This window comes from Bacteroidales bacterium (assembly GCA_023229505.1).
GTDB lineage: Bacteria > Bacteroidota > Bacteroidia > Bacteroidales > JAGOPY01 > JAGOPY01.
Genome location: JALNZD010000002.1, coordinates 103,465 through 116,947, shown reverse-complemented (window position 1 = coordinate 116,947; position 13,483 = coordinate 103,465). Strand labels below are relative to the sequence as shown.

Sequence of the window (13,483 nt, the reverse complement as noted above, 5' to 3'; positions counted from 1 at the left end):
GTACTTGGCATTAAAAGATGCAATATAGGAAAAACGGAGGAGAAAAGCAAGTGAAAAGCTCAATATTTTCGGTGGTTAACGCTTGTCGGTTGCAAGGGGTATATCTTTGTAAACCGCCTACTTCCTACTGCCTTCTTCTTCCTGAGTTTGAAACTGATTGCTATCAGCAGCAGGAAAACCGCCACAAAGGCCGACAGGCGGGCAATATAATCGCCATATTTTACATAGAGGGTGATTTCATCATTAGCATTGATCGCCTGGCGGATGACCCCTGACTCCCAATATTTCGTCTTCTGAAATACATCACCCCGCTGGTCGATAAAAGCCGAGATGCCGGTGTTGGCCGACCGGGCAATGCTGCGCCTGGTTTCGATAGCCCGGAGCTTTGAAAAAGTGAAGTGTTGCCGGTGACCTGGCGTGTTGCCCCACCAGCCGTCGTTGGTAATTACGAAAATCAGGTTGGCCCCTTTGCGGATATACTGCGTTACATAAGCCCCGAAAACGGATTCATAACAGATCACGGGCGCTATTTTAACGCTGTCACCGGGCCGGGTGAAGACGGTCCGCTCAGCATCCATTCCCAGGCTGCCAACAGTTCCTCCCAGGTTGAAGGCCAGGTTTTCCAATGGCTTCATGAGGCGCCCAAAAGGCATCTTCTCAACGCCTGGCGTGAGCTTCGACTTATGATGAATCCTGATGAGACCGGTGCTGTCTAAATAAATAGCCGAGTTATATACGTCATAATGACCTTCAGAATTCCTGTACTTTCTGGCCGTGGCCGAGAGTTTATCCCCGGGCATGAAGTTCAGGTATGTTGAGGCCCCGATAACATAGCCTGCTTTGGGAAATCCGGAAAGAAAGGATTGCAAGGTGTCAAGGCTTCGTGATTCATCGAGGCGGCCTTCCCAAATGTTTTCCTGGATCGCCGACTCCGGACTGACTACGAATTCGACGGCACTATCGATCTTCTGCCGAGCCAGGCCGATGTTAACCGCCAGGATCTCCGATGGTGGAAGGGTATATTGCTCGTTGTAAGGATCAATATTTGGTTGAACAACGATGACATCGACTGGCCAGGGCTTTTCCCTGTAATTATTGTAAAGACGGTAAGACTGTAGGACTGGTAAGAGGATAAGAAAAAATGCGATAACCATCAGTGGAACAATTTTCGCAATTTTTTCTTTATTCCAAAGTCTTATAAAAACCCGAAAAAGAAGAATATTAACAAGAAGTATCCAGAAGGTGCCACCGAAAATGCCTGTATATTCGTACCATTGGATCCATTTGTGCCAGTTGGCAAAACCATTGCCTAAGCTCAGCCATGGCCAGGTAGCTTCCCAGTTGTGGTGAAAATATTCAAAACTGATCCAGAAAAAAATCAGAGAGAACTGATTTTGCCTGGCAGGCATAGCCCGGCGGGTAAAGTGGAATAAATACAGCGTTGCTGACATCAGCATGGCATTTAGCACCCAGGCGAGTATCGCCCCGAAATCCGTTGAGTTCCATATCCACCAGGTGGTCAATATATTCCAGAAAAGGAAACCGGGGTAAGCCAGGAAAAAAACACTGATTTTTCTGTAATTATCGCGGTGTTTCAGGATATAATCTTCAATGAATAAAAACGGGATAAAACCAATGAAAAGCAATGGAGCCAATCCCCTCTCCGGCCAGGCCAGGCTGAGTAACAGGCCCCCCAGAAGGGAGATGAGGAGGAGATGGTATTTTTTGAGGTTAGTCATTTCTCAAACAAATAATTATTATACGGATATCTCTTCACATGGATCTTTTTCACCTCTTCGTAGAGGACATTTTTGAATTCTTCAAGATTGATTTTCTGCACTGCCGACATAAACAAGGTCGGGTAATGAGAAGTTGCCATCCATGTTTTTTTAAGATCGTCAAGGCTGAGGTTTTCTTTGGTTACCGGGGTAAGGTCGAACGGATCCTTCTGAATATAATTATAGGCATCTATCTTGTTGAACAGCAATATGGTCGGTTTGTCATTCGCCCCTATTTCCGCCAGCGTCTGGTTTACTACAGTGATCTGGTCTTCGAAATCAGAATGGGAGATGTCGACGATGTGTACCAGCAAATCGGCTTCACGGACTTCATCCAGGGTCGATTTAAAAGATTCCACCAGGCTATGCGGCAGTTTCCGGATGAATCCTACCGTATCGGTAAGCAGGAAAGGCAGGTTTTCGATGACGACTTTTCGGACGGTTGTATCGAGGGTAGCAAACAGCTTGTTTTCAGCAAAAACATCTGATTTGCTGATCAGGTTCATGACGGTAGATTTGCCCACATTTGTATAACCTACCAGGGCGACCCTGACCATATCTTTCCGGCCTTTACGCTGGGTAGTTTTGATCTTGTCGATCTCTTTCAGTTTTTCTTTCAGCAGGGCGATACGGTCGCGCACGATCCGGCGGTCGGTTTCAATTTCCCGTTCGCCCGGTCCTCGCATCCCGATACCTCCCTGTTGCCTTTCAAGGTGGGTCCACAACCGGGTGAGGCGGGGCAGCAGGTACTCGTATTGGGCCAGTTCAACCTGGGTCCTGGCATGGGATGTCCTTGCCCGGCTGGCGAAAATATCGAGGATAAGGTTGTTTCGGTCAAGGACTTTAATGCCGAGTTCTTTTTCAATATTACGGGCCTGTGAAGGGCTCAGTTCATCATCAAAAATCGCGATATCGATCTCTTCTTCATTCACGAAAGCCTTAATCTCGTTTAATTTCCCTGATCCGACGAATGTCCGCTGGTCAGGCGCTTCGATGCGTTGTACAAAGCGTTTCACGGTAATGCCACCGGCAGTATCCACCAGGAATGCCAATTCATCCAGATATTCATCGATCCTTTCCGCATCCGCCCGGTTCGTGACCAGTCCGATGAGGATTGTACGTTCAATGATCGGTTTAATGATGATTCCTTTAGGCATGGAGAATTTTAAATCGAGTTCATATTTGCCATCTCAAAATTCCCTGAACCCAATTATTTGCCTGACATCCGAGATGGTTTTGGAAGCGCTCTCCCTTGCTTTGTCACGCCCCAGGCGAGCTACCTTATGTAAATATGCATCATCGGCAGACAGCTCCAGTATCTTTTCGCGGAAAGGCGCCGTGAAGTTAACCATATCTTCTGCCAGTTGCTTTTTGAGATCACCGTAACGGATCGTACAGTTTTTGTATTGCTCATCAAAATAAGATACCGTGCCGGGTTTTGATACTACTGTCATCAACTGGAAAAGGTTATCGATAACTTCCGGTTTTTCCTGGTTCTTCTCAACAGGGCCGGCATCGGTCACGGCTTTCATAACTTTTTTCCTGATCAGCTCCGGTGGATCGGCCAGGAAGATAGCATTGCCTTCACCTTCCGATTTGCCCATTTTCCCGCTTCCGTCAAGCCCGGGGATCTTGAGCAGGTTTTCTCCGAAGTTGAATGCGACGGGCTCTGGAAAATACTCGTGGTTGTACATCCTGTTAAATCGCCTTGCAAAGGTGCGGGTCATTTCAAGGTGCTGCTCCTGGTCTTTTCCAACAGGGACCTTAGTAGCCCGGTGTAAGATGATATCTGCTGCCATGAGTGTGGGATAAGTGAGCAGCCCTGCATTGATGTTTTCAGGCTGCTTACGGATCTTTTCCTTGAAAGAGGTGCATCGTTCAAGTTCGCCCACATAAGCATTCATATTAAGCAAAAGGTAAAGTTCGGCGGTTTCGGGCAAGTCGCTCTGAATATAAAGGATTGATTTTTCCGGATCAAGCCCGCATGCCAGGTATTCCACCAATACCTGTTTCACGTTCCCGTGCAGGTCTGTTGGAGTGGGATGGGTGGTAAGGGAGTGGTAGTCTGCAATAAAAAAGTAGCAATGATGCTCATGCTGCATCTTGACAAAGTTCCTGAGAGCACCGATATAATTACCCAGGTGAAGGTTTCCGGTAGGCCGGATGCCGCTGACAACTGTTTCCATGGCGCAAAGGTAGTGTTTTTTTTCACTCCTCTCCTTCCACCGGCTGGCTGTCGAGCAGCATGCGGGGCGCTTCACCATTCATCTTGATCTCGTCTTCGATCTTATTAAAGAAATGGTATTCAAGGAGATGATGTGAGTTGACCGCTTCGAGGTGGATCCATTTCTTATATTTGAAATACCACTTCAATTGCCTGGATGGGAATCCTTTTGTAAGATAAGCGTATATAAACGGATGTAGTGTGAGCCTGATATAAGATTCATTCTGATCAGTGAGCAGGGTCCGGATATTTCCTTCAATTTCGTCGGTAAGCAGCGAGCTTGACCTGATCTTGCCTGATCCCCTGCAGGTAGGGCATTCTTCCAGCACTTCGATCTCGTTCTCCGGCCGGACCCTCTGGCGGGTGATCTGCACCAGTCCGAATTTGCTGGGCGGCAATATGGTATGCTTGGCATGGTCTTTCGCCATTTCATCCTTTAGCTGCTGGTAAAGCTGCCGCCGGTTGCGTGATTCATGCATGTCGATGAAATCCACCACGATGATCCCGCCCATATCACGAAGCCGGAGCTGCCGCGCTATTTCGGTGGCTGCTTCCAGGTTTACGGCTAAAGCATTTTCTTCCTGGGAATTTTCTTTCCTGGAACGGTGTCCGCTGTTCACATCGATAACGTGCATGGCCTCGGTGTGCTCCACGATCAGGTAGATGCCGGTTTTGATGCTGACGTTCTTCCCGAAAGCGTTCTTTATCTGCTTGTCGATGCCGAAAAATTCGTAGATCGGAACGCGGCCGCGATACATTTTGACAATATCCACCTTTTTCGGAGCAATTCTCCCGATATAAGTCCTGATCTCCTCGTAAAGGACCTGGTCGTTTACCGTGATGGAATTGAACGATTCGTTGAGCACATCACGAAGGATGACCGATGTCCGGTCCATCTCGCTGAGCACCTTAAACGGCGGCTTGGCGTCATTTAATTTCATGATCATATCCTGCCACTTGGCCACCAGGTTTTTCAGGTCGGCATCAAGTTCTGCGACCATCTTGCCTTCAGCGACCGTGCGGATAATAACCCCGAAGTTTTTAGGTTTGATGCTTGCTATAAGTCTTTTCAGCCGGTTTCTTTCTTCTACTGATTTGATCCTGGTTGAAACACTGATCCGGTTTGAGAACGGGACCAGCACTAGAAAACGCCCTGCGAAAGATATTTCGGAAGAAATCCGCGGGCCTTTTGAAGAAATAGGTTCTTTCTCGATCTGCACCAGCACAGGCTGGTTCACCTTCAGCACCTGCGTGATCTTACCCGTTTTTTCAATATCTTCTTCGGAAACAAATTGCTCAAGGGGTATTCTGGCCCCCTTGCCAACTAGGGCGAGTTTGGTATATTTGCTTAAGGACCGGACCTGCGGGCCCAGGTCGAGATAATGTAAAAAGGCATCTTTTTCAAAGCCCACGTCCACGAAAGCTGCATTTAGCCCCGGCATGATCTTATGTACCTTGCCTAGGTAAATGTCACCAACCTGAAAGCCTTGATTGCTTTTTTCTTTTTGAAGTTCGACAAGAACCTTGTCTTCCAGTAAAGCTATTTCAACTTCGCCTGACTTCGCGTCTATTATTAATTCCCTGTCCACAATGAAGTTGTATTTTGGTTATACCATCCTGTAAGCTTAAAGCTGCATGGATAATAGGAACCGCACCAGAAAGGGGGTATAAAGAATTATTTCTTCTTATGCCTGTTCTTTCTCAAGCGTTTTTTACGCTTGTGTGTTGCCATCTTATGTCTTTTTCTTTTCTTCCCGCTGGGCATCTTAAGCTGATTTAAAATGTTACTTTACCTTAACGTTGCCTTTTACTTCACCCACAAATGTTTTTGCCGGTTTGAAAGCCGGGATGTTGTGTGCCGGGATAATAATAGTAGTGTTCCGTGAAATGTTCCTGCCGGTTTTTTCGGCCCTTTTCTTGATAGTAAAGCTACCAAATCCTCTCAGGTATACATTCTCCCCGTTTGACAGCGAGTTCTTGACGGCTTCCATGAAAGCTTCAACACTAGCCTGAACGGCAATTTTTTCAATCCCTGTCTTGTTTGCTATTTCAGCAACGATTTCTGCCTTGGTCATAACTCAATAGATTTTAGATTATTAACTTTGTTTTTTTTAAGAGGCGACAAAGATAAATTTTTTTCTCTTGCAGAATAAACTGTTTTAAAAAAAAATTAATCTAAATTGCTCAATATAAATTTGTTTCAAGGAGGTATGGACTTCAGTAATTACATTATCCAATGGTATGGGATGAATAAACGTGATCTTCCCTGGCGGCATACTAATGACCCCTACCGGATATGGGTTTCTGAGATCATACTCCAGCAAACCCGTGTAGAACAAGGATTAGCATATTATCACCGGTTTGTTGAATGCTTCCCGGATATCGAATCCCTGTCAAATGCTCAGGAAGATGAGGTTTTGAAAATCTGGCAGGGGCTTGGCTATTATTCCCGTGCAAGGAATATGCACCGGTCGGCCAGATCAATCTATCGTGACAATCAGGCTAAATTTCCGGCATCCTACGCTGAAATAAGGCGAATGCACGGGGTGGGCGATTATTCGGCAAGCGCTATTGCGAGTATAGCTTACGGAGAATCGTGCCCGGTTGTTGATGGGAATGTGCTGCGTGTGATCGCCCGTTATTGTGGTATTAAGGAGCCGGTCAACACCTCTGCAGGGAAAAAGAAAGTGAAAGACATCCTTGTCAGGCTTATTGATCCCGGACAACCAGGCACCTTTAACCAGGCTGTTATGGAATTAGGGGCCCTTGTTTGTAAACCGAAACAGCCCCTTTGCCCGGAATGCCCGATCAGGCAGAAATGTTATGCATACCTTAATCATCTTACAACAGAGCTCCCTTACATTAATAGGGCAAAACCCTCAAAGACCAGATTTTTTCATTACCTGGTCATCCAGAGCAAGGATGAATGCCAAAACTATATTTGGTTAAGAAAACGGACCGGTGACGATATCTGGAAAAACCTTTATGATTTCCCTTTGATCGAAGCGGACAGCGAGCTTTCAACGAAAGATCTTACAACAAGTCACCAATGGAAAGACATATTGAGTTCGAACGAATATACCATCTCAACGGTCACGGAAACCGTCCGTCATATACTCACTCACCGGGATCTCAGGGTGAAATTCATCATCCTGGCATCGAAAGATTATTATCACCCTGATTATTTGAAAGTCAGGGAAATAGACTTACAAAAATATCCTGTTCCAAGGCTGATTGAAAATTTTTTAAAAAAAGTTGCTTTAAGACCGGGTATATTTTTCAAATTTCCGGATTAATCATTGAAACTCTTCTTTAATACCTAATTTTGTAAAACTTTAAACCATTCATTAATTTTTAAATTTTAAACTTATGGCAGGAGTAAACAGGGTGATTTTAATCGGGAATCTTGGGAAAGACCCTGAGATCAGGAGTCTGGAAGGAGGTGTGAAAGTGGCTAACTTTTCCCTCGCAACAACGGAGACATACAAAGGCAAGAACGGGGAGAAGGTCGATCAGACCGAGTGGCATAATGTGGTTCTATGGCGTGGCCTGGCCGAAGTGGCAGAAAACTACCTTAAAAAAGGAAATTCCATTTACGTTGAAGGTAAGATCCGGACCCGCGACTGGACCGATAAGGATGGCAACAAACGGTATACTACTGAAATCATCGCCGATAATATGGTTATGCTCGGCGGCCGGCGGGAACAGTCCGATAGCGGTTATGCAGGCTCTCAGAAGCAGGAAAAGCCGGCAACGCAGGAACCACCGGACCAAAATATTGATCTGACAGCAGAGACCGGAGATGACCTCCCGTTCTAGTTTAGTGAAAAATGAAGAGTGAATAGTGAAAAATGATGGGCATCATACCCGGTTCACTTTTCACTCTTCACTCTTCGTTCTTCACTTTTTTCTTATCTTTGCACCTTCAACCAATTCCATCTTACTTTGGAAATTTTCGATTCAGGCCTTTTCCGGTCATTTGGTATGATCCTGCTTGATTTGCCGGTTACTGGTTTTTCTTTGACGGTTATTGCAGGTATCCTCGCAATTTTGGTGCTTCTGGTTGGTACGGCTATGGCTTCCGGAGCAGAAACTGCCTTCTTTTCTCTGGGACCAAACCAGTTGCATGAACTCAGGCTTAAGGAAGATAAAGCCGACAAGGCTGTCCTTCATCTCCTGGAAATGCCCAAACACCTGCTGGCTACATTGGTGATCAGCAACGATTTTTTCAATGTTGCCATCATCATCATATCAACCTATGTTACCAACAGCCTGTTCGACTTTAGCCGGTTTCCCTATTGGCTGGCTTTCCTGATACAGGTCGTAGTGGTTACTTCCCTTATCCTTTTGTTTGGTGAAGTGATGCCTAAAGTTTATGCCACCCGTAGCAGTCTTAAGTTTGCACGCATATTGGCCGGCCCGTTGCGCGTCTTAATCAGGATTTTCTACCCCCTCAGCAACCTGCTGGTAAGGTCGACAAACCTGATCGACAGGCGGATAAACCGCAAAGCCTATAATGTTTCCATCAGCGAACTGTCAGATGCCATAGAACTTACTTCCGGAAAGAATACACCGGAAGAGGAGAAGAAAATCCTTCAGGGTATAGTTAAATTTGGCGATATGGATGTAAAGGAGATCATGAAATCCAGAGTGGATGTTACGGCAGTTGATATCGGGACAAACTTCAAAGAGCTGCTGAATCTGATCATTGAGGCAGGCTATTCAAGAATCCCCGCTTATGAAGATTCCTTTGACCAGGTTAGGGGCATCATTTATATCAAAGACCTTCTCCCGCATCTCAACCAGGAGGATGACTTTAACTGGAGAGACCTCCTGAGAGATGCCTTCTTCGTGCCGGAAAACAAGAAGATAAATGACCTGCTACAGGAGTTTCAGGAGAAAAAAATACACATGGCCGTTGTGGTGGACGAATATGGCGGTACTTCGGGAATTGTCACACTGGAGGATATTATTGAAGAGATTGTCGGGGAAATCAGTGATGAACATGATGAGCCTTCCGGCGATTTTGAATATTCAAGGCTGGATGATAATAATTATATTTTTGAGGGAAAAACTTCGCTGAATGATTTGTATAAGATCCTTTACATCGAAGATGGATTATTTGATGAAGTCAGGGGAGATGCCGACTCATTGGCCGGCCTTATTCTCGAATTAATGGAAAAAATGCCCGAAAAAGATGAACAGGTGTCTTACCGCCAGTTTACATTTACTATTAAAGCGGTGGATAAAAGAAGGATAAAACGGGTAAAGGTAACACTATCAAAGCCTGAATCTGACCCGGATTTTCTTGAGTAATTATCTATTAGCCCAAACCAGCATGCGTGCAAAGAATATACTAATTCTCTTTACTTCAACCTTAACCTTAATCTTTATTCTGACTTTGGCCGGATGCAGGCAGGATTATGCACCCAAACCCCGGGGTTATTTCCGGATAGATCTTCCTGAAAAACAATATGTCAGGTTTGATTCATCCTACCCTTATTCTTTTGAATATCCTGTTTATGCGAAAATAACACCAGATAACAGGTCCACATCAGAGCCCTATTGGATCAACATTGATTTTCCCGGATTTCAGGGACGTATCTTTATCAGCTACAAACCGGTAAGGAATAATTTAACCGAATACCTTGAAGATAGCAGAACTTTTGTAGTCAAACATATCCCCAAAGCGGACGCCATTGACGATTCGCTGATTTACCGGCCGGAAGATAAAGTTTTCGGATTGGTTTATTATATCGAAGGTTCACAGGCAGCATCTCCCTGCCAGTTTTTCCTGACCGACAGTTCGGCAAATTTCCTTCGGGGGGCCTTGTATTTTAATGTTTCACCCAATAATGATTCCCTGGCACCGGTCCTTGCCTTTATCGAGGAAGATATCAGGCATCTGGTGAACTCTTTCTATTGGAAATGAAATATTAAAATCTTCCTCAATCCCTCATCCCAATAGTTCCTATATTTGTGCAATGTACCATGTAACCAATCTATAATTCCTTCGATGATGAAAAGACTGATTTTTACTATGATCCTTTCGGTCATGATGCTATTTGCTGCTGCCCAGGCCCAGTTTTCACGGGTGAAACTTTTTGCCAATCACGATGACATGGTTAACCTGGCCGCCCGGGGACTGGCCATTGACCACGGCGTCTTCAAATCGGGCGTTTATGTGATATGCGAACTTTCAGAAAGAGAGCTGGCGATTGCCGACGCGGCCGGTATCAGATATGAAGTTTTGATACCGGATATGACAAAATATTACGTTGAAAGGAACAAGCCTTTTCTTTCCCGGCTTGATGAGATAAAGCACGCGAAATATACTCTCAGCCGCGACTGGCCGGTGCCTGAAGGCTTCGAGCTCGGCACTGTCGGAGGTTTCCTTTCCATTGACCAGGCCATGGCACACCTTGATAACATGGCCACACTTTACCCGTACCTGATCTCCCCGAGGTACGCCCTGGATTATCCGACCCATAACGACCAGGAGCTTTACTGGGTGCGTCTTTCTGACAACCCGACCACCAACGAGGATGAGCCCGAAGTCTTGTATACCGGGATGCATCACGCCCGTGAACCTATCGGCATGCAATTGCTGGTCTATTATATGTATTACCTTCTTGAAAATTATGATACTGACCCTGATGTCCGGTATATCGTCGATAATTTCGAACTCTATTTTGTCCCGATCATCAACATGGACGGCTATGCTTATAACATCCAGAACGAGCCGAGCGGCGGAGGAATGTGGCGGAAGAACAGGCGGCAGAATGATGACGGATCCTATGGTGTGGATTTAAACAGGAACTATGGCTATATGTGGGGTTATGATGATAACGGGTCATCTCCTTATCCATGGGATGATACCTATCGTGGACCATCAGCCTTCTCTGAGCCGGAAATAATGAACATTCGAGATTTTTGCAACGAACATGAGTTCATGATTGCCTTAAATTACCATTCATACCAGAACGAGCTTCTTTACCCCTGGGGTTATATCACTGATCCTTGTCCTGATGATGCTATTTTTAATGCATTCGGCGAAATCCTGACTTATGAGAACGCATATGAATACGGTCCGGCCAGCACGACAATTTATCTCACCAATGGGAGCTCTGACGACTGGATGTATGGGGAACAAACTTCCAAAGCGTTGATTTATTCTTACACTCCCGAAGTCGGTGATGGCAGTGCGGGCTTCTGGCCGCCGGTCCCTCAGATTATCCCGCTTTGCCAGGTCAATATGTGGCAAAATATCATGGCTGCCAGACTCGCCGGGCCATGGGCAAGCTTAACAGACCTGACTCCTGCAATTCTGGAAAATAAAACCGGCCTGCTCTTCTTTAAAATCAAACGGCTTGGACTGAAAGATGGCGCCACTTACACTGTATCCATTGAACCTTTGAATGATGCCATCGATTCTGTTAGTACTCCATTTACATTCAGTGACTTAGATATCATGGAAACCACAAGTGCGGCTTTCATATATGTACTTAAAGAAAGTATTCAAGGCGGAGCTCACATTGATTACCTTTTGTCGATAAATGATGGCTTTGGAACGATTTCCGACACAATTCACAAGTATTACGGTACATCGGTAGTAATTTTTGAAGATACCGCCTCATCCTTCCAGAACTGGATTTCCTCAAAATGGAATACAACGACCAATCAATATCATTCTCCGGACAAATCCATCACCGACTCCCCATATGGACAATATGTCGATAATGAGAACAATATAATGACTCTTTCAGAGCCGATTGATCTCACAGAGGAACAGGCTGCTATTCTTAATTTCTGGACAAAATGGGACATTGAGCTTGGTTATGATTATGTCCAGATCTTTATTACTGACGATGAGGGTGCGAACTGGACTCCTATGGAAGGCAAATACACGCGGCCAGGGACTATTTACCAGGTTTCCGGACAGCCACTCTATCATGGTACTCAAGGCACCTGGGTCAAAGAACAGATAGACCTGAAACAGTTCCTGGGTGAACAGATTAAGATACGGTTCGTCTTAAGGAGCGACAGTTATGTGGAGGGCGATGGATTCTACTGGGATGATATGACCGTTACAGTGGTTGATTTGGCCACCGGTGTTGTAGAAACGCAAAATTTTGCGTCTCAAACCGAAGGTGCAAAAATATCCATCCAACCCAATCCGGCCTCCGGTAGGGTGACCATGGATTATATTATTGAAAATTTTAATCCTGGAAATGCTTCATTAGTGGTTTATGATTTCAGTGGGAAAATAGTTTATAAAACTATACTTACTGATGAAAAAGGCGGAGTGAGCTGGGATATTACGGAATGGTCCGCAGGAATGTATTTTTATGCTGTCCGCGGTTATGAAAATATTATAGCATCAGGAAAACTGATCGTTAAATAAATCTTTTTTTTTGGATTCCTTTTTTATCTTTGTGCCACAGATTCTAAATCCCACTGGAATGTAGAATATATCGCATAATAATCATCTTTTTAAACCGGAGCAGTTATGGTTGATACGGTAAAAATAGGTACCCTGAGGTGGCACCACATCGTTAGCCCGTCTGAAGTAGACCTGCAGTACCTGAAGGATAACTTCCATTTCCACCCCCTGGATATCGAAGACTGCCGAAGTACCAACCAACGACCCAAAATCGACATATATGATGATTATTATTTTATGATCCTTCATTTTCCAAGTTTTGATCTTCAAAATCGTTTCCTGACCATCAAAGAGGTGAAATTCTTTTGGGGAGAGGATTATGTGATCAGTATCGACCAGACCCGCTGGGTGGTTTCGGAAATGTTTGATGATGCGCGCAAAAGGATTAACAATAAAGAAGAAATCGAGATTGGTACTTCCGATACGATGTTATACCGGATCCTTGAGAAGCTGATGAATTCCTCACTGAACCTCATGCGGCGCCTGGGCCTGGAACTTGACCGCATCAATGAGGACCTCTTCAGCAAGCGGGCGCAGAAAACCATTTTACAGATCTCCATTACACGGAAAAATATCATCCTGATCAATACTATTTTTAAACCTCAGCTACCATTGTTCCATAAATTCGAATCGGGACAAATTGCCGGATTCGCTGAAAACATGGAGGACTACTGGGGTAATATCCTCGACTATAACCAGAAGATGTGGGATATGGCCGAAGACTACCAGGAGCTGATCGAAGGGCTCGCAAAAACATTCGACTCGCTGCAGACTAACCGCATCAATGAGATCATGAAGATCCTCACCTTTTTTTCAGCCATTTTACTTCCACTTACCTTCATAACCGGATTGTTCGGTATGAATATCGGCCTTCCGCTTCAGAACGACCCGCGCTCATTTATTATCATCATTGGATTGATGATGCTCGTGGTAGTTACAATGCTTTTCTATTTCAAGAGAAGGAAATGGCTATAACAGTTTTAAGTTTTGAGGTTTAAGTTTTAAGTTGGGGATTTTTATATTTAGAACTGTAACCAT

11 protein-coding genes are annotated in these 13,483 nt (G+C 45.0%); 6 read left to right on the top strand and 5 right to left on the bottom strand.

Annotation, left to right across the window (positions count from 1 at the left end; genetic code table 11):
* Window positions 1-59: 59 nt before the first annotated feature.
* From lnt to M0Q51_01255, 5 genes are all read right to left on the bottom strand, one after another.
* Entirely contained in the window at window positions 60-1,739 is a 1,680-nt protein-coding gene (gene lnt / locus M0Q51_01275; protein MCK9398610.1) for an apolipoprotein N-acyltransferase, read from the bottom strand.
* Window positions 1,736-2,935, bottom strand: coding sequence for a GTPase HflX (hflX, locus tag M0Q51_01270; protein MCK9398609.1), 1,200 nt, complete (start codon window positions 2,933-2,935; stop codon window positions 1,736-1,738). The genes lnt and hflX overlap by 4 nt, the downstream gene beginning before the upstream one ends.
* A gap of 33 nt (window positions 2,936-2,968) precedes the next feature.
* Complete coding sequence (trpS, locus tag M0Q51_01265; GenBank protein MCK9398608.1) at window positions 2,969-3,964, bottom strand: tryptophan--tRNA ligase; 996 nt, start codon at window positions 3,962-3,964, stop codon at window positions 2,969-2,971.
* 22 nt (window positions 3,965-3,986) lie between these two features.
* On the bottom strand, window positions 3,987-5,591 hold the full coding sequence (locus tag M0Q51_01260) for an Rne/Rng family ribonuclease (protein MCK9398607.1): 1,605 nt from the start codon (window positions 5,589-5,591) through the stop codon (window positions 3,987-3,989).
* A 195-nt stretch (window positions 5,592-5,786) separates the two neighbouring features.
* Window positions 5,787-6,077: an integration host factor subunit beta gene (locus tag M0Q51_01255; GenBank protein ID MCK9398606.1), complete on the bottom strand. Its 291-nt coding sequence runs from the start codon at window positions 6,075-6,077 to the stop codon at window positions 5,787-5,789.
* Between the two features lie 135 nt (window positions 6,078-6,212).
* On the opposite strand from M0Q51_01255, the gene mutY reads away from it, so the two are divergent.
* The 6 genes from mutY to M0Q51_01225 all read left to right on the top strand — a co-directional run bounded on the left by mutY (window position 6,213) and on the right by M0Q51_01225 (window position 13,420).
* On the top strand, window positions 6,213-7,298 hold the full coding sequence (mutY, locus tag M0Q51_01250) for an A/G-specific adenine glycosylase (protein ID MCK9398605.1): 1,086 nt from the start codon (window positions 6,213-6,215) through the stop codon (window positions 7,296-7,298).
* A 73-nt stretch (window positions 7,299-7,371) separates the two neighbouring features.
* Window positions 7,372-7,821 (top strand): single-stranded DNA-binding protein, encoded by a 450-nt coding sequence (locus M0Q51_01245; GenBank protein MCK9398604.1) that lies wholly within the window; start codon window positions 7,372-7,374, stop codon window positions 7,819-7,821.
* 126 nt (window positions 7,822-7,947) lie between these two features.
* On the top strand, window positions 7,948-9,318 hold the full coding sequence (gene gldE, locus M0Q51_01240) for a gliding motility-associated protein GldE (protein ID MCK9398603.1): 1,371 nt from the start codon (window positions 7,948-7,950) through the stop codon (window positions 9,316-9,318).
* A gap of 22 nt (window positions 9,319-9,340) precedes the next feature.
* Complete coding sequence (gene gldD, locus M0Q51_01235; protein MCK9398602.1) at window positions 9,341-9,934, top strand: gliding motility lipoprotein GldD; 594 nt, start codon at window positions 9,341-9,343, stop codon at window positions 9,932-9,934.
* 87 nt (window positions 9,935-10,021) lie between these two features.
* On the top strand, window positions 10,022-12,406 hold the full coding sequence (locus M0Q51_01230) for an immune inhibitor A (protein ID MCK9398601.1): 2,385 nt from the start codon (window positions 10,022-10,024) through the stop codon (window positions 12,404-12,406).
* 105 nt (window positions 12,407-12,511) lie between these two features.
* The gene (locus M0Q51_01225; GenBank protein ID MCK9398600.1) at window positions 12,512-13,420 is read left to right on the top strand and encodes a magnesium transporter CorA family protein; all 909 of its coding nucleotides are present in this window, start codon (window positions 12,512-12,514) and stop codon (window positions 13,418-13,420) included.
* The last annotated feature ends 63 nt before the right edge of the window (window positions 13,421-13,483 follow it).